This window comes from Micropruina sp. (genome assembly GCF_047606365.1).
Taxonomy (GTDB): domain Bacteria; phylum Actinomycetota; class Actinomycetes; order Propionibacteriales; family Propionibacteriaceae; genus Micropruina.
This window is the reverse complement of the sequence record NZ_JASGEN010000107.1, coordinates 1-16,594: the sequence shown is the minus strand read 5'-3', so window position 1 is coordinate 16,594 and position 16,594 is coordinate 1. Positions and strand designations below refer to the sequence as shown.

The window sequence follows — 16,594 nt, the reverse complement described above, 5'->3', positions numbered from 1 at the left end:
GTTGAACCGGAACATCAGGGTGGCCGCCGGGGTGAGGGCGAAAGCCAGTGCGGCGACGATGCCGGCCCAGTGCGCGCGATGCGCCGAGCCGCCGCGGGCCAGCGAGCGCCGCACCGTGCCGTACAGGATCCAGGCGGACGCCACCCCGAGCAGCGCCTGCGGCAGCAGGATGCTCCACGAGCTCAGCCCGAAGACTCTGGCCGACAGCTCCATCAGCCACAGCGAAGCGGGCGTCTTGTCGACGGTGATCGAGTTGCCGGCGTCCAGCGAGCCGTAGAAGAACGCCGTCCAGGACTGCGTCCCGGCCTGCACGGCAGCCGAATAGAACGAGTTGGCCCAGCCCGAGGCGGCCAGGTTCCAGGTGTAGAGGGCGGCCACCGCCAGCAGGGTGGCCGCCAGCGAGCCACGTCGGACCAGCGGCGTCAGCGGCTTGGAAGCGGAGCCCGATGGGCCGGCTGTCGCCGCGGCAGCCGGGGGCACGAGGGTTGTCGTCGTCATGGCCACCACGCTCGGCCACGGCGCTGTTGGCGCTCTGAGGGGTGCCTGTGCGGTGCTTGTGAGGGAATTTCGCCGACCACCTAAATCGCTCGCCCATCTATATTGCGCGACTGACTAGATAGGCATACCATCTACTCATGACCGAGAGCGGATGGCCCACCGAATGGCTCAGGGGAGCGCTGGAGATGTGTGCCCTGGCTGTCATCGCCCGGGGCGAGACCTACGGCTACGCGATCGCTAGCGAACTCGCCGAGGCGGGCCTCGGCGTGGTGAAGGGCGGCACCCTCTACCCGCTGCTGGCCCGCTTCGAGCAGGCCGGGCTGGTCCGGGTGGAGTGGCGGGCCGGTGAATCCGGCCCGGGCCGCAAGTACTACGCGCTGACCGACGCCGGGCTGCTGGAACTGGACCGGCGCCGGGTGCAATGGCGCGCATTCGCCGACACCGTCACCGCCATCACCAACGAGAAGGAGAAAGTCCATGACTGAGATCCGAGGGGCCATCGCACCTCACGTGGAGCCCGGCTGGGTCGAAGCGATGCTGCTGGAGCTGCGGCTGCAGGGAGTGTCCGGCGAACGGATCGGTGCCGCGCTGGCCGAGGTCGAGGCGCACGTCGTCGACAGCGGCGAGAGTGCGGAGGAGGCGTTCGGCGACCCGGTTGAGTACGCCCGTTCGCTCGGCCTGCCGGCCGAGCCGGAGCAGTCGAAGGCGGCGACCCTGAAGGGCGTCGTCCCCACCCTGATCCAGCTGTTCGGCCTGGTCGCCGTCATCGCCGCCATGCCGTGGGGCCCGGACGCGGTCGGCGTCACGACGACCCTGCTGGCCGGCCTGGTCGTCGCGGCGTTGCTGCCGGTGGTCGTGGTGGCCCTCGGTGACCGGGTGCTGCGGGCGATCGTCGAGCGTCCGGTCGTGGTGTTCGGAGTCACCCTGCTGGTGCTGGGTGCGGTGGCCGCCGGTCTGGTCGCCGCGGGCCGGCTCGGTCTCGACCGGGTGCTGTTCGAGGTGCCCCGGCCGGCGATGCTGGTGATCGGCCTGCTGGCCCTGGCGCTCGGCACCTGGGTCGCGATCCGCTCCGACGCCACCGAGCCCGACGTGCTCAGCTCACCCGTCCCGGGCAGCGGGCTGCCGCGCCCCGGCGTCCGGCATTGGGCCTGGACGGCCCTGCCGATCCCGGTGGCGACGGTGTTCCTGGCAGGATTGCTCTCGCTGCTCTGAGGCCCTGACAAGCCCGGGAAGCCCGTCCGCCGGCTCGTTTTGACCCACCCCCGGATGGGCGGGTAACCTAAATCGCTGTTGCGCTGTGGTCTGCCGATGCAGATCCCGCACTGCCGACAGAACAGCTACCTAATGGAAGTGGTCCACGAGCGTGTCTACGTACAGCCCCAAGTCGGGTGAAATCACCCGGAACTGGCATGTGATCGATGCCTCCGATGTCGTTCTCGGACGGCTGGCCGTCACCGCCGCCACGCTGCTGCGTGGCAAGCACAAGGCGCAGTTCGCGCCGCACGTGGACACCGGTGACTTCGTTGTCGTGGTGAACGCCTCCAAGATCGCCCTGACCGGCAACAAGCGGACGGCCAAGCTCGCGCACCGGCACTCCGGGCGTCCGGGCGGCCTCAAGTCGGTGCCCTACGGCGAGTTGCTGGAGAAGGATCCCCGCGCCGCCGTCGAGCGTGCCGTGTGGGGCATGCTGCCCAAGAACAAGCTCAGCCGTCAGCTGCTCAGCAAGCTGAAGGTGTACGCGGGCCCCGAGCACCCGCACACCGCACAGCAGCCGCAGCCGTACCAGATCACTCAGATCGCTCAGTGAGAGCCGAAGGAAGCACCGTGACCGAGACCGTGGAGACCACCACCGAGGAGTTCGCCCCGTTCACCGAGGGTGAGCGCGAGATCGCCTACCGCGCCGAGGCGGCCCCGTCGTCCGCCGCACCGGGCGAGCGCCCCGCCGTGATCGGGCCGGCCGACGCCACCGGTCGCCGCAAGGAGGCCATCGCCCGCGTCCGGCTCACCCCGGGCACCGGCCAGTGGAAGATCAACGGCCGTGCGCTGGAGGACTACTTCCCGAACAAGCTGCACCAGCAGACCGTCAACGAGCCGTTCGAGACCGCCGCGGTCGCCGGTGCGTACGACGTGGTCGCCAAGATCGTCGGCGGCGGTGTCACCGGCCAGGCCGGCGCGCTGCGGCTCGGCATCGCCCGCGCCCTCAACGCCGTCGACGCCGAGGCCTCGCGTCCGTCGCTGAAGAAGGCGGGCCTGCTGACCCGCGACGCCCGCGTCAAGGAGCGCAAGAAGGCCGGCCTCAAGAAGGCCCGCAAGGCTCCGCAGTACAGCAAGCGCTGATCGGCGCATGGCAAGGCTTTTCGGAACGGACGGTGTCCGTGGACGAGCCAATGCCGAGCTGACCGCCGAACTGGCCCTCGACCTCGCCGTCGCCGCCGCCCACGTGCTGGGCGAGGCGGGCGTGTTCGAGGGCCGTCGGCCGTTCGCTGTGGTGGGCCGCGACACCCGGGCTTCGGGAGAATTCCTCGAGGCGGCGGTGGTCGCGGGCCTGGCCTCGGCCGGCGTGGACGTGATCCGGCTCGGCGTGGTGCCCACCCCCGGGGTGGCCTACCTGACCGGTGCGCTGGACGCCGACCTCGGCGTGATGCTGTCGGCCAGCCACAACCCGATGCCCGACAACGGCATCAAATTCTTCTCCCGCGGCGGTGTGAAACTCGACGACACCGTCGAGGACGCCATCGAGCAGCGGCTCGGCGAATCCTGGACCCGGCCCACCGGTGCCGATGTCGGACGCGTCCGCGACGACCTGGGTGCGGTCGAGGGCTATGTCGCCCACCTGGTCTCCAGCCTCGGTCAGGACGCCTCGCTGGCGCCGCTCAAGGTGGTCATCGACACCGCCAACGGCGCCGCCTCGCTGACCGCCCTGGCCGCGTTCGACGCCCAGGGCGCGACGGTGATCCCGCTGCATGCCGATCCCGACGGCCTGAATATCAACGACAACTGCGGCTCGACCCATCTGGGCTCGCTGCAGGAGGCGGTGCTGGCCCACGGTGCCGATCTCGGCATCGGCCTGGACGGCGACGCCGACCGCTGCCTGGCGGTCGACGCCGACGGTGCGATCGTCGACGGCGACCAGATCCTGGCGATCCTGGCGCTGGCCATGAAAGAGGACCACGGGCTGCACAGCGACACCGTGGTGGCCACCGTGATGAGCAACCTCGGCTTCATCCTGGCGATGCGCGCGCACGGCGTCCGGGTCGATCAGACCAAGGTGGGCGACCGCTACGTGCTCGAGTCGATGAACGCCAACGGCTTCACCCTGGGCGGCGAGCAGTCCGGTCACGTGATCATGAGCGAATTCGCCACCACCGGCGACGGCGTGCTGACCGCGCTGCACCTGGCTGCCCGGATGGCTCGCACCGGCAAGTCGCTCGCTGAATTGGCGTCGGTGATGACCCGGCTGCCGCAGGTGATGATCAATGTGCCGAACGTGAACAAGGTGCGCGCCGGGCTCGACCCGGTGCTGCAGCAGGCCGTCACCGCAGCCGGACGCGAACTGGGCGAGACCGGACGGGTGCTGCTGCGGCCGTCGGGGACAGAACCCCTGGTCCGGGTGATGGTCGAGGCGGCCAGCCACGACCAGGCCCAGCAGATCGCCGAACGCCTGGTCGGCGTGGTCCGCGACCGGCTCGCGCTGTAACACCCGACTCCCGTCACCTCCGGTGACCGGGGTGTGCGGCGCCTCTTTGGCGTCGCTTCGAGGAAATCCTGCCGCGAGCGTCGGTAGAAGTTACGTTTTCGCGTACGGGCCGGAATTCTCCACAGAAGTGCTTGCGGGCGCGCCCGCTCGGCTGGCAGGGTGCCAGGAACCGAAAGCGCCCCCGGCCGTCCCCACGGCTCTTCTCACTCGGTCGGTGGCTCACGGATCGCTGTTCTCCTCCGAGGAATGAGTCAGATGACCGACACCAAGTCGCCGCAACTATCGGCGCTCGACGCCGAGCAGGTCGGCTATAAGCAGACCCTCGGACGTCGCCACGTCCAGATGATCGCGATCGGCGGTGCCATCGGCACCGGCCTGTTCCTCGGATCGGCCTCGCGGCTGCACAACACCGGCCCGGCGCTGGTGCTGAGCTACGCGTTCGTCGGTCTGATCGCCTACTTCCTGATGCGGGCGCTGGGTGAGTTGGTGCTGCACCGGCCCACGTCCGGGGCGTTCGTGTCGTACATGCGTGAGTTCTTCGGCGAGAAGTGGGCGTTCACCACCGGCTGGATCTACTGGATGAACTGGGCGCTGACCGGCATCGCCGACCTGTCCGCGGTCGGGCTCTACATGCAGTTCTGGTTCCCGACGCTGGACACCTGGATCACCGTGTTGATCGGGCTGGTCGTGGTGCTGGCGGTGAACCTGATGTCGGCCAAGGCGTTCGGCGAGTTCGAGTTCTGGGCCGCCATTCTCAAGGTGGGCGCCATCGGCGTCTTCCTGGTGGTCGGCACCGTCGTGGTCGTCGGCCAGTTCGACATCGGCGGGCACAAGGCCGGATTCCAGAACCTGTGGACCAACCCGGGCGGCTTCTGGCCGACCGAGGCGCCCTACGTCTGGTACGGCCCGCTGCTGGTGATGTCGGGCGTGGTGTTTGCCTACGCCGCGATCGAGATGGTCGGTGTGGCCGCCGGCGAGATGCAGAACCCGGCCCGCGAGGTGCCGAAGGCCGTCAACGCCGTCATCATGCGGATCGCCGTCTTCTACGTCGGCTCGCTGCTGCTGCTGGTGTCGATGCTGCCCACCGAGGACTACAAGCCCGGCATCAGTCCGTTCGTCACCGTCTTCGAGCGACTCGGCATGGACTGGATGAGCGCGGCGATCCAGGCGATCCTGATCGTCGCCGCGATGTCCAGCCTGAACGCCGGCATGTACTCCACCGGACGGGTGCTGCGCAGCCTCGGCATGTCGAAGCAGGCCCCGGCCTTCACGCTGAAGATGAGCAAGTCCGGCGTGCCGTGGGCGGGCATCGTGATGACCGCGGCCGTGATGGCCCTGGGCGCGGTGCTGAACGCCTTCGTGCCGAACGCCTTCGAACTGGCCCTGGAGGCCACCGCGATCATGATCGTGTTCACCTGGGCGACTATCTTCAGCTGCCAGATCAGGCTGAGACAACTGATCGACAAAGGCGTGGTGCCACCCACACCGTTCCCGGCGCCCGGTTCGCCGTACACCTCGTACATCGGTCTGGGCTTCCTGGTGTTCGTGCTCGTCGGCATCGCGGTCTCCGGCTGGCAGAGCGCGCCCGACCTGCTGCACAAGATCAACTTCCTGGTGGTGGTCTTCGGCATCCCGGTGCTGAGTGCGCTGCTGGCGCTCGGCTGGCGGCTGGTGAAGCCGCGGGTGATCGCCAACACCGGTGGCCGGATCGAGTCGGTCTGGACCGACACCGGACCCCGCTACGGCGACGCCACCGTCGCCGATCCCGACGCCGACACCCCGAGCCACTGAGGCCGGAAGGAGTTCCGACAGATGCGTAGCAGGCTTTCCCCCCTGGCCCGGTTGTTCGGCGCCGTGGCGACCCTCGGCCTGGTCCTGGCCGGCTGTTCCAGCCCGGGCGAGATCAAGGACCCCACCCCGATCGCCGGGGCGACCACGTTCAGCAAGCTGCGGATCGGCATCTCGTTCGATCAGCCCGGCGTGGGCACCGCGAGCGAGGCCGGCGAAGCCGACGGGGTGACCGTGGGCTCCGACGCCAAGGGCTTCGACGTCGACACCGCCACCTACATCGCCAAAGCCCTCGGGGTGCCGGCCGAGTCGATCACCTGGGTGAAGGCCGACCCGGTCGACCGCGAGCGGCTGATCGAGGAGGGCAAGGTCGACCTGGTGCTGTCCAGCTATACGATCACCGAGGACCGGAAGCGGCGGGTGGACTTCGCCGGTCCGTACTTCGTGGCCCACCAGGACCTGCTGGTCCGGCGCAACGACGAGGAGTTGACCGGGCCCGACCGGCTGAAGGGCCGCACCCTGTGCGCGGCGGCCAACACCACTTCGGCGCAGAACGTGCTGAACCGGTATCAGGGCGATGTCGCGCTGGTGCAGCCCAACACGTTCTCGGAATGCGTCAAGCGGCTGACCACCGGTGACGTCGACGCGGTGACCACCGACGACATCATCCTGGCCGGTTTCGCGGCTCTGCCGGCGAATAAGGGCGTGCTGCGGGTGCTCAACCAGGGCTTCTCGGACGAGCCGTACGGCATCGGGATGCCCAAGGGCTCCGGGCAGCTGGTGACCCAGGTCAACCAGGCGCTCACCAACTACATCGCCGACGGCTCGTGGAAGGCGTCGTTGGACCGCAACGTGGGGCCGTCCGGCTACAAGATCCCCGATCCGCCGACGCCTGGGAAGTGACCGAAACCCGACGCGACGACGCACGCGTCGTCCTCGTCCGGGCGATGGCGGCACTGGCCGCGACGCCGCCGTTCGCCGACCTCGACACGCACACCATCGAGGCGCTGGCCGCCGAGGCTCGGGTCGCCGAGTACCGGGCCGGTGAGTTGATCCTGGACGCCTTCCGGGCACCGCCGAGTGAGGTGTTCGTGGTGGTCGCCGGCCGCGTCCGGGTCTGGCGGGACGCGGCGCGGCCGCACGATCCGGAGGCGCCCGACATGATCTGCGGCGCCGGAGAGGTGTTCGGCCTCGACGCCACCCTGACCGGGAAGGCGATCGGTCCGCTGGCGGTCGCCGACGGGCCCGTCCGGGTGGTGCGGATGCCGGCCGACCGGGTGGCCGCGGTACTACCGGACACCGCGGTGGGAACCGTGCCCACCCGCGGCCTGCTGGCACCCGCGGAGTTGTCCGAACCGGGGGAGCGGCTGCGGGTCGACGAGCTGGCGATGGCGCCGCTGGTCATCGTGCCCGGCACGATCAGCGTGCGTGAGGCGGCGCTGGCGATGGCGCGGACGGGCCTGGCCGGCGTCCGGCTGGCCGACGGCGACCTCGGCGTGGTCACCGACCGGACGCTGCGGGAGCGGGTGTTGGCGGCCGGGTTGTCCACCGAACTGCCGGTCGGCGGGGTGGCCGCCACCGATCTGCCGCGACTGCCCGGGGACGCCTCCGCGGCGGAGGCGCTGATCCTGCTGCTCGACGACGTCCGATCCGACCATGTGCTGGTGACCGGGCCGGACGCACGGGTGACGGGGGCGGTCGAGGCCCGCGACTTCCTCGGTTCGCCGGTCACCCCCGGCCTGGTGGTGCACGAACGCATCCAACGGGCCCACGACGTGACGACGCTGGTGCAGCATGCCCGGCGGCTGCCCGCTCTGCTCGCCGACCTGCTGGCCGGCGGACTCGGGGCCGCCGGCGTGCTCAGCGTCTACTCGGCGCTGGTCGATGCGGTCACCCGGCGGATGCTCGAGTTGACCTTCGCGGCGCATCCCGAGGTGTCGCTGGACGCCTTCACCTGGCTGTCGCTGGGCAGCAACGGACGGCGCGAGTCGACGCTGAGTTCGGACGTCGACTGCGCGGTGGCGTTCCATGAGCCGCTGCCGCAGGACGAGATCGACCGCTACCGGGAGGTCTTCCTGGAGGTGATCGGCTCGCTGGCCCGGGCGGGCCTGACCGGTGACGGGCACGGCGCCACCGCCGCGCACAAGCTGTTCGCCCGCAGCAGCGCCTCCTGGGAGGAGATCGCCCGGGAATGGCTCGACGACCCGAGCCGCAACAACGCGGCGATGATGGTCTCGCTGCTGCTCGACGCGCGGCCGATCATGGGCGCTCACGACGTGCCGGCGGTCGCCCGCATGGTCACCGAACTACGGGCACACCCGGCCAGCATGCGGATGTTGCTGGAGGAATCTCTGGCCAAGCGCGCCCGGCTGCGTCCGTTGCTGCGGGTCTTCCCGGGACGCGACGCCTTCGACATCAAACGCTACGCCCTGCTGCCGATCGTCAACCTGGCCCGCTGGGCGGCCCTCACCGTCGGCTCCACGGCGCTGCCGACCACTGAACGGCTTCGAGCGGCTGCCGGCTCGTCGATCCTGCCGGCCCGGCAGGCGGCCACCTTGGTCGAGGTGTTCGAGGTGCTGCAGGCGATCCGGCTGCGCCGGCAGCTCCACCAGGTGGAGCGCGGCCGCCCCGCCACCGACCGGATCCGGCTGGACCGGATCTCGGCGATCGACCGCAGCATCATCGCGCGCGCCGTCCGGGAGATCGCGACGGTGCAGCAGCGGATGGCCAACCTGTCCCGCTACGAGAACCCGGAGGACTGGGGGCGGCCCGATCCGCAACCGGACGCCGACGACTGGCGATGAGCCTGCTACGGGTGCTGCCGGGGCAGCGGGTGGCGGTGATCGGCGACGTCGGCGGGCATGTCGACGCGCTGCGCGACGAGCTGGCCCGGCTCGGTGTTCCCGGTGACGGGGAGGGGCCGCTGCCGCCGGATCTGCTGGTCGTCCAGGTCGGTGACCTGATCCATCGCGGACCCGATTCGGCGGGCGTGGTCGCGCTGGTCGACCGGCAGCTGCAGGCCAACCCGGACCGCTGGATCCAGCTGGTCGGGAACCACGAGGCGTTCTATCTGCGGCGCAAGCAGTTCAGCTGGTCCGAACGGGTGCCCCGGGGCACTGTCGCGGTGCTGCGCAACTGGTGGACCAGCGGACGGATGCGGCCGGCGGTGGCGATCCGCGCCGCCGGTGAGGATCTGCTGGTCAGTCATGCCGGGCTCACCCGCGGCTTCTGGGCGGACGTGCTGGGGGCGCCGTCCGATGTCGCGGCAGCGGCCGACGCCATCAACGCGCTGGCCCACCGCAACAGCCGGGCACTGTTCAAGCCCGGCACGATGGTGGGCTGGCGCGACCCCGATCATGCCGCCGGGCCGGTCTGGGCGGCGGCCGGTACCGAGGTGGCGGCCAGTTGGTCGGGCCACGAACTGCCGTTCAGCCAGGTGCACGGGCACAGCTCCGTCTATAACTGGGAGGCGGGCAGCTGGAACCTCGGCGACGACCTGCGGCAGGCGGCGCGGCTCGACGACACCGCCCGGCACGTGGTGATCACCCTGCCGGGCGGACGGCTGGTCGGCGTCGACCCCGGGCACGGTGCCGAAGTCAGGCGGCAGTGGCGTGCCTTCGAACTGCCGGGCGGCCCGGTCACACCTTCCGGATCCGCACCCAGCTGACCTGATGGTTCTCGCCTTTGCGCAGGATCGCGGTGGCGCGTCCGCGGGTGGGCCTGATGTTGAGTTCCAGGTTGGGGCCGTTGATGGTGTCCCAGAAGGTGCTGGCGGTGGTCAGCGCCTCGCCGTCGGAGATGTCGGCGTAGCGCCGGAAGTACGACTGCGGGTTCCGGAAGGCGGTGGACCGCAGCGCCATCCAGCGGTCGATGTACCACTGCCGGATGAACGCTGTCCGGGCATCGACGTAGACGGTGAAGTCGAAGAAGTCGCTGACTGCCAGGGCGGTGCTGCCGTCCGAGCGGCGCCGGGCGGGCTGCAGCACGTTCAGCCCTTCGACGATCAGGATGTCGGGGTCGGCGACCACGATGCGCTCGTCGGGAACGATGTCGTAGGACAGGTGCGAGTAGACCGGCGCGGTGACCTCCGATTTGCCCGACTTCACGTCGATGACGAACTGCAGCAGCGCCTGCCGGTCGTAGGACTCGGGGAATCCCTTGCGGTGCGCGATGCCCATCGCCTCGAGCATGTGGTTGGGGTAGAGGAAGCCGTCGGTGGTGACCAGGTCGACTCGCGGACGCCGCGGCCCGCGAGCCAGCAGTTCCTGCAGCAACCGGGCGGTGGTCGACTTGCCGACGGCGACCGAGCCGGCCACGCCGATCACGAACGGCACCTGCTTGTGGTTGATGCCGAGGAAGTCGTGGGTGGTTCCGTACAGCGCGCCGGTGCGCTCCCAGTACAGGTTCAGCAGCTGGGTGAGCGGGTGGTAGACCTGCCGCACCTCGTCGGAGTCGGTCGGGTCACCCAGACCGCGCAGCCGGGCCAGCGTGTCGGCGTCGAGATCCCACGGGACGGCCTCGGCCAGCTCGCTCCACTGCCCGCGACTCAGTGCGACGTAGGGCCCGTACGGGTCGTCCTCGGGCGAGAACGGCATTCCGGGCGGAAGCAGCAGCGGTTTCGGATCCATGGCACCTCGTTGGCTGGGCTGGGCACCAGTCTGCCCGCCACAGCGCGAGCCGGGCCGGGAAACGCGCGACGACACACGCCCGATTGGGCATGGTCCGGTGGCCCGGAACCGCCCCGGTAAAGTTCGCGCCATGTGCGGAATCATCGGTTATGTCGGTCCTCGCGATGCCAGCAAGGTGGTGGTCGAGGGGCTTCGCCGGATGGAGTACCGGGGTTATGACTCGGCCGGGGTGGCGGTGATCGCCGACGGAACGATCGATTTTCGCAAGAAGGCCGGCAAGATCTCGAACCTGGACGCCGAGATCGCGGCCGATCCGATCGCGGTCAGCGAGATCGGCATCGGGCACACCCGGTGGGCCACCCACGGCGGCCCGACCGACCACAATGCGCATCCGCACGTGTCGGCCAACGGCCGGGTGGCGCTGATCCACAACGGCATCATCGAGAACTTCGCCCCGCTGCGCGCCGAACTGCAGGCCCAGGGCGTCGAGTTCCGTTCCGAAACCGACAGCGAGGTGGCCGCCCAGCTGGTCGGCCAGGCGGTCGGCGACGGCGCCGACCTGGCCGACGCGATGCGCGGCGTCTGCAACCGGCTGCACGGTGCGTTCACCCTGGTCGCGATCGACACCGCCGAGCCGGGCCGGCTGGTCGCCGCCCGCCGCAACTCGCCGCTGGTGGTCGGCGTCGGTGAGGGTGAGAACTTCGTCGCCTCCGACGTCGCGGCGTTCATCGAGTTCACCCGGCAGGCCATTGAGCTGGGCCAGGACCAGGTGGTCGACGTCACCCGCGACAGCGTGGTCGTCACCGACTTCGACGGCGCTCCGGCCGAGTCGCACCCGTTCGAGGTGACCTGGGATCTCTCCGCCGCCGAGAAGCAGGGTTACGACTGGTTCATGCGCAAGGAGATCTACGAGCAGCCGCAGGCGGTCGCCGACACCCTGCTCGGCCGCTACAACGACGACGGTTCGCTGAAGCTCGACGAGCTGCACATTCCCGAAGCGGAACTGCGCACCATCGACAAGATCATCATCGTCGCCTGTGGCACCGCCTACTACGCGGGCATGGTCGCCAAGTACGCCATCGAGCACTGGACGCGGATCGCCTGCGAGGTCGAGATCGCCTCCGAGTTCCGCTACCGCGACCCGATCATCACGCCGCGCACCCTGGTGGTCACGCTCAGCCAGTCCGGCGAGACCGCCGACACCTTGATGGCCATCCGGCACGCCCGCGAACAGGGCGCAAAGGTGATCGCGATCTGCAACACCAACGGCGCCACCATTCCGCGCGAGTCGGACGCCGTCATCTACACCCACGCCGGCCCCGAGATCGGCGTCGCCTCCACCAAGGGCTTCCTCACTCAGGTGGCCGCCTGCTACCTGCTCGGCCTCTACCTGGCCCAGGTGCGGGGCGCGAAGTTCGGCGACGAGATCGCCGCCATCATGGGCGAACTGGCCGCCACCCCGCCGCTGATCCAGCGGGTGCTCGACGAGATCGAGCCGATCAAGGAACTCGCCGCCCGCTACGTGAACGCCAAGTCGGTGCTGTTCCTCGGCCGGCATGTCGGCTATCCGGTGGCGCTGGAGGGCTCGCTGAAGCTGAAGGAGATCGCCTACCTGCACGCCGAGGGCTTCCCGGCCGGTGAGCTCAAGCACGGCCCGATCGCGCTGGTCGAGGAGGGCATCCCGATCTTCGTGGTGGTGCCGCCGCAGGGCCGCGATCAGCTGCACGACAAGGTGGTTTCCAACATCCAGGAGGTGCGTGCCCGGGGCGCGTTCACCATCGTGCTCGCCGAGGACGACGACGAGGAGGTCACGCCGTACGCCGACTTCCTGTTCCGGCTGCCCAAGGTGTCGACGCTGATGCAGCCGCTGGTCGCCACGGTGCCGTTGCAGATGTTCGCCTGCGAGGTGGCCACCCTCAAGGGCTATGACGTCGACCAGCCGCGGAACCTCGCCAAGTCGGTCACCGTCGAGTGATCGTCGGCATCGGCATCGACGTCTGCCCCGTCGAACGGTTCGCCTCGGCCGCCGCCCGTGAGCGGCTGCTGGCCCGGCTGTTCACGCCCGCCGAGCGGGATTCGTCGATGAACCGGATGGCCGGACGCTTCGCCGCCAAGGAGGCGCTGGCCAAGGCGCTCGGCGCACCCGCCGGGCTGTCCTGGCACGACGTCGAGGTGCGCAAGGACGACCTCGGCAAGCCCTACTTCCACTACACCGGGACGATCGCCGATCGGGTCGCCGCACTGGGCATCGCCACCGTGCATCTCTCCATCACCCATGACGCCGGCATCGCCGCCGCGGTGGTGGTCTGCGAGGCTTGACGCCATGAGATCGGCGTACCTGGCCCAGACCATCCGCGCGGCGGAGGAGCCGCTGCTGGCGTCGCTGCCGGGCGTGCTGATGCAGCGGGCGGCGTCCGGGTTGGCGTCGGTGCTGTTGCGAGAGCTCCGCGCGCTGCGAGGCGCCGTCTATGGCGCGCGAGTGTTGGTGGTGGCTGGTGCCGGCAACAACGGCGGTGACGCGTTGTATGCCGGGGCGCGGTTGCTGGCGCGCGGTGTCGCGGTGTCAGCCTGGTTGACCTCGGAACGTGTCCATGAGGCGGCCTGGGCGGCTTTCCGTGCCGCCGGCGGCCGGCAGCTGGACGCGGTCGGCGCCGTTGCCGCTCTCGGTTCGATCGATCTCGTTGTCGACGGAGTGCTGGGTATCGGCGGACGCGCCGGGCTGCGCGAACCGGTCGCCCTGTTCGCCCGGGCGTGCGCGGACGCCGAGGTGCCGGTGGTGGCTGTCGACCTGCCGTCCGGGCTGGACGCGGATCAGTGCGGCGCCGAGATCCCGGCGTCCGCCGGGATGACGAGCAGCGCGACCCCGGGCCACCCGGACACTGCCGGGCCGACGAGTTCCACCGCCACCCCGGCGCCCACCGCCACTCCGACGCCCACGGTCATCCCGGGCTTGCCCCGGGATCTCGTCGGCGTCGGCCTGCCACACTTCATCGCCGCTCGCACCGTCACCTTCGGCGGGCTGAAGTTGTGCCAGGTGCTCGAGCCGGCGGCGTCCGGGTGCGGGACCGTCGAACTGGTCGACATCGGGCTCGACCTGCCCGAGCCTGACCTGCGCTGCTGGGAGCGCTCGGACGTCGCGGCCGCCTGGCCGATCCCGGACGCTACCAGCGACAAATACTCCCGCGGTGTGGTCGGCCTCGACACCGGTTCCGACAGTTACCCCGGCGCTGCCGTGCTCTCCACCCTGGGCGCCGTGCACGCCGGAGCGGGCATGATTCGATTCGCCGGTGCCGACGGGGCGGTCGCGCTGATCCGGCAGGCGGCACCCAATGTGGTCTTCGGCACCGGCCGGGTGCAGGCCCGAGTGCTGGGCTGTGGCTGGGGTGAACGTCCGGACGGCGCGGCGGTGGTCGAAAGGGCGCTGGCCGAGGACCTTCCGCTGGTGCTGGACGCCGATGCGCTGCGCTTCCTGCCGCCCGGTGAACTGGGGGAGCGGGTGCTGCTCACCCCGCACGCCGGCGAACTGGCCCGGCTGCTGGAGATCGAGCGCACCGCGGTGAGCGCCGACCCGATGGCGGCCGTCCGTACCGCCGCGACCCGGTTCGGCGCGACGGTGCTGCTCAAGGGCGCCACCCAGTACGTCTGCGGCCCCGACGGCCGGGTCAGCATCGCCGTCCCCGGCCCGCACTGGACGGCCCAGGCCGGCTCCGGCGACGTGCTGGCCGGCATCTGCGGCACCCTGCTCGCCGCCGGACTGCCGCCGGCGAAGGCGGCCCTGGCCGCAGCGTCGATCCAGGCACTGACCGCGGCGTCCGCCCCCGGACCGTACCCGCCCCAGGAACTCGCCACCCGGCTACCCGGGGTGATCGCCGGGTTGTGTGCTCCGTCCTCCAGGCCCCACCTGTCCTCCCGGCCCCACCCGTCATCCCGGACTTGATCCGGGATCCCGGCCGCCGGAGATCCCGGCGTTCGCCGGGATGACGTGGAGCTTCTGGCTGTGACCAGTGTCGTCACAGTCGTCATCCCCGACGTGAACCGCGATCCCCGGCGCTCGCCACGACTGGCCGGATGGCGGGCCGAGGATCGTTCTTGTCGGTGCGAGGTGACAGAATCCCTTCTGGCGCCTGTTGCGTGCCGGACATCCGTCGACGAGGAGAACCTTGATGGAACAGACCCTGGTGATCGTGCTGATCGTCGCCGTGGTGGCCATTGCGACCATGTATCTGGTGCGCAAGCGTCAGTCGGCGTCTTCGCAGGCCCCGACCGAGACCGCGAAGGCGCAGCCCGTTCCGCCGGCGCCCACCGTCCCCGCCCCGCCGGTCGCCGCCGACGCCCTTGCCGAGCCGGCGGGTGCCTCCGCCGAGTCGGCGCCCGTCGAGCAGGGTGAGATCGACGACGAGAACGCCATCCTGAAGCTGCGCGCCATCGAACTGCACGGCACCGCCACCAGCAAAGACGACGCGATCCGCGAGGCCGGAGGCCTGCTGGTCGCCACCGGCGCGGTCGACGACAGCTACATCGACTCGATGTTCGAGCGGGAGCGCTCCGTCTCCACCTACATGGGCAACCTGCTGGCGATTCCGCACGGCACCAATGAGGGCATGACGAAGATCCGGACTTCCGCGATCTCTGTCGTTCGCTACCCGAACGGGCTGGAGTGGAACGGCAACCCGGTGAAGTTCGTGATCGGTATCGCCGGCGCCGACGGCCAGCACCTGGAACTGCTGGGCCGGATCGCCGAGGTCTTCCTCGACGAGTCGAAGGTCGCCCAGCTCGAGCAGGCGGCCACCCCCGAGCAGGTCTGGCGCACCCTGGTCAAGGTCAACAACTGAGCTAGTGCGGCGTCCGGTCGGCCGCCGCACGGAGCACCGGCCGCTGGGTCCGGTACCAGTCCCGGGTACGGTCCGCGCGCTGTTCCACGACGGCCCAATAGTCCACGAAGCCCTCGATGCCGGCGTCCGAGCCGTCCTCGACGACCTGGTACAGCCAGTCGTGGTTGGCGCTGACCGCGTCGAGGAACTCATCGGCATCGAAATCGCCGCCGTAGGCGTCCAGGAAGATGCTCAGTCGTTCCGGGCCGCGGCCGTGGCGCAGGTCGTCGATGTACTCATCGGCCCGCAGCGGCGCCCACAATCGGGCGGCGGCCGCGACGTCCCAGATCGGACGGCCCGGGCCGGCCAGGTCGAAGTCGATCAGCGCCACCGCCACCTGGTCGCGGAACACCACGTTGGCCAGGTTCGGGTCGGAATGACAGGCCAGGGTGCCCCGGAACTCCTCGGGCGGGGGACGCGACCAGCGCCAGGGCGCCAGGTCGAAACCGGCGACCGCCTCGTGATAGCGGCGCAACAGCCGGGCCACGCTGCGCAGCGTGTCATCGCTGAACATCCACGGCGCGTAGGGCGGCACGACCGCGTCGCCCGGAATGAAGCTGAGCACCTCGCGGCCCTGCTCGTCCGTGCCGAGGAACCGGGGCGCGCCGTCGAAGCCGACTTCTTCCAGGTAGGTCAGCAACGCGTGCACGCTGGCTGCGTGCGGTCCGGGTGGTCGATGGACGGCGTCGCCGCGCCGCATGATCAGGCCGCGGTTGGCGGTGCCGCCGACCAGCACCACCTCGTCCGGGCGATCGGTGCCGCGACCGGCGCCGATCATCGGTGGGCCGGTTCGTCGCGGCTGAGCAGGGCTTCGGCGAGCGAGGAGTGGGTCACCAGCATGGTGACCAGCCCGCTGCGCAGCGCGGCCAGCACGGCTGGGTGCTTCTCGCTTCCGTACGGGATGGCGATCCGGTGGGACGCGGCCCGCAGTTGGGCCGCCTCGACGGCGATCATCCTGTCGTTGAAGGGCGTGTGCAGCGGTTCGCCGTCGGCGGCGAGGCAGACGCCGGCCATCTCGGCGCAGACGCCGGCCTGAGCCAGTGCCGTCCGTTCCGGCGGCGTGGCCGCCTGGTAGAGCGTCGACAGGCCGGGCGCCCAGCGGCCGATGCCGG

17 protein-coding genes are annotated in these 16,594 nt (G+C 70.3%); 13 read left to right on the top strand and 4 right to left on the bottom strand.

The genetic code is table 11. The features are described 5' to 3' along the window. On the bottom strand, positions 1-498 hold a 498-nt coding region (locus tag QM624_RS12775; RefSeq protein ID WP_415092378.1), incomplete at its 3' end, for a glycosyltransferase family 39 protein. A 137-nt stretch (positions 499-635) separates the two neighbouring features. Here QM624_RS12775 and QM624_RS12770 point away from each other — a divergent pair. The 9 genes from QM624_RS12770 (at position 636) to QM624_RS12730 (ending at position 9,650) form a co-directional block, all read left to right on the top strand. Then, positions 636-983, top strand: coding sequence for a PadR family transcriptional regulator (locus QM624_RS12770; protein WP_415092376.1), 348 nt, complete (start codon positions 636-638; stop codon positions 981-983). Next, positions 976-1,710: a hypothetical protein gene (locus QM624_RS12765; RefSeq protein ID WP_415092374.1), complete on the top strand. Its 735-nt coding sequence runs from the start codon at positions 976-978 to the stop codon at positions 1,708-1,710. Before QM624_RS12770 ends, QM624_RS12765 begins: the two co-directional genes overlap by 8 nt. A gap of 151 nt (positions 1,711-1,861) precedes the next feature. After that, a complete protein-coding gene (gene rplM / locus QM624_RS12760) occupies positions 1,862-2,305 on the top strand; it encodes a 50S ribosomal protein L13 (protein WP_415092372.1) in 444 nt (147 codons plus the stop codon). Further along, entirely contained in the window at positions 2,302-2,835 is a 534-nt protein-coding gene (rpsI, locus tag QM624_RS12755; protein ID WP_415092370.1) for a 30S ribosomal protein S9, read from the top strand. Before rplM ends, rpsI begins: the two co-directional genes overlap by 4 nt. A 7-nt stretch (positions 2,836-2,842) precedes the next feature. Next, the gene (gene glmM / locus QM624_RS12750; RefSeq protein ID WP_415092368.1) at positions 2,843-4,195 is read left to right on the top strand and encodes a phosphoglucosamine mutase; all 1,353 of its coding nucleotides are present in this window, start codon (positions 2,843-2,845) and stop codon (positions 4,193-4,195) included. A 255-nt stretch (positions 4,196-4,450) separates the two neighbouring features. Beyond that, positions 4,451-5,986, top strand: a complete 1,536-nt coding sequence (locus tag QM624_RS12745; protein ID WP_298131097.1) for an amino acid permease — start codon at positions 4,451-4,453, stop codon at positions 5,984-5,986. A gap of 21 nt (positions 5,987-6,007) precedes the next feature. Continuing rightward, positions 6,008-6,886, top strand: coding sequence for a glutamate ABC transporter substrate-binding protein (locus tag QM624_RS12740; RefSeq protein ID WP_415092366.1), 879 nt, complete (start codon positions 6,008-6,010; stop codon positions 6,884-6,886). Beyond that, complete coding sequence (locus QM624_RS12735) at positions 6,883-8,787, top strand: putative nucleotidyltransferase substrate binding domain-containing protein (protein ID WP_415092364.1); 1,905 nt, start codon at positions 6,883-6,885, stop codon at positions 8,785-8,787. The genes QM624_RS12740 and QM624_RS12735 overlap by 4 nt, the downstream gene beginning before the upstream one ends. After that, positions 8,784-9,650 (top strand): metallophosphoesterase, encoded by an 867-nt coding sequence (locus QM624_RS12730; protein ID WP_415092362.1) that lies wholly within the window; start codon positions 8,784-8,786, stop codon positions 9,648-9,650. Before QM624_RS12735 ends, QM624_RS12730 begins: the two co-directional genes overlap by 4 nt. Here the strand turns inward: QM624_RS12730 and coaA are convergent. After that, positions 9,622-10,611, bottom strand: coding sequence for a type I pantothenate kinase (coaA, locus tag QM624_RS12725; protein WP_415092360.1), 990 nt, complete (start codon positions 10,609-10,611; stop codon positions 9,622-9,624). The two genes, QM624_RS12730 and coaA, sit on opposite strands and share 29 nt — an antisense overlap. 130 nt (positions 10,612-10,741) lie before the next feature. On the opposite strand from coaA, the gene glmS reads away from it, so the two are divergent. The 4 genes from glmS (at position 10,742) to QM624_RS12705 (ending at position 15,443) form a co-directional block, all read left to right on the top strand. Further along, positions 10,742-12,586, top strand: coding sequence for a glutamine--fructose-6-phosphate transaminase (isomerizing) (gene glmS / locus QM624_RS12720; protein WP_415092358.1), 1,845 nt, complete (start codon positions 10,742-10,744; stop codon positions 12,584-12,586). Next, positions 12,583-12,930 carry a holo-ACP synthase gene (locus tag QM624_RS12715; protein WP_415092356.1) on the top strand — a complete coding sequence of 116 codons (348 nt, stop codon included), beginning with the start codon at positions 12,583-12,585 and terminating at the stop codon, positions 12,928-12,930. Before glmS ends, QM624_RS12715 begins: the two co-directional genes overlap by 4 nt. Positions 12,931-12,934: 4 nt before the next feature. Beyond that, complete coding sequence (locus QM624_RS12710; protein WP_415092355.1) at positions 12,935-14,548, top strand: bifunctional ADP-dependent NAD(P)H-hydrate dehydratase/NAD(P)H-hydrate epimerase; 1,614 nt, start codon at positions 12,935-12,937, stop codon at positions 14,546-14,548. 226 nt (positions 14,549-14,774) lie between these two features. Continuing rightward, positions 14,775-15,443 (top strand): PTS sugar transporter subunit IIA, encoded by a 669-nt coding sequence (locus tag QM624_RS12705; RefSeq protein ID WP_415092353.1) that lies wholly within the window; start codon positions 14,775-14,777, stop codon positions 15,441-15,443. Between the two features lies 1 nt (position 15,444). Here the strand turns inward: QM624_RS12705 and QM624_RS12700 are convergent, their stop codons facing one another. Next, a complete protein-coding gene (locus QM624_RS12700; RefSeq protein ID WP_415092351.1) occupies positions 15,445-16,260 on the bottom strand; it encodes a phosphotransferase in 816 nt (271 codons plus the stop codon). Next, a partial coding sequence (locus tag QM624_RS12695) for a sugar-binding domain-containing protein (RefSeq protein WP_415092349.1) occupies positions 16,257-16,594 on the bottom strand: 338 nt, incomplete at its 5' end. The genes QM624_RS12695 and QM624_RS12700, both read right to left, overlap by 4 nt.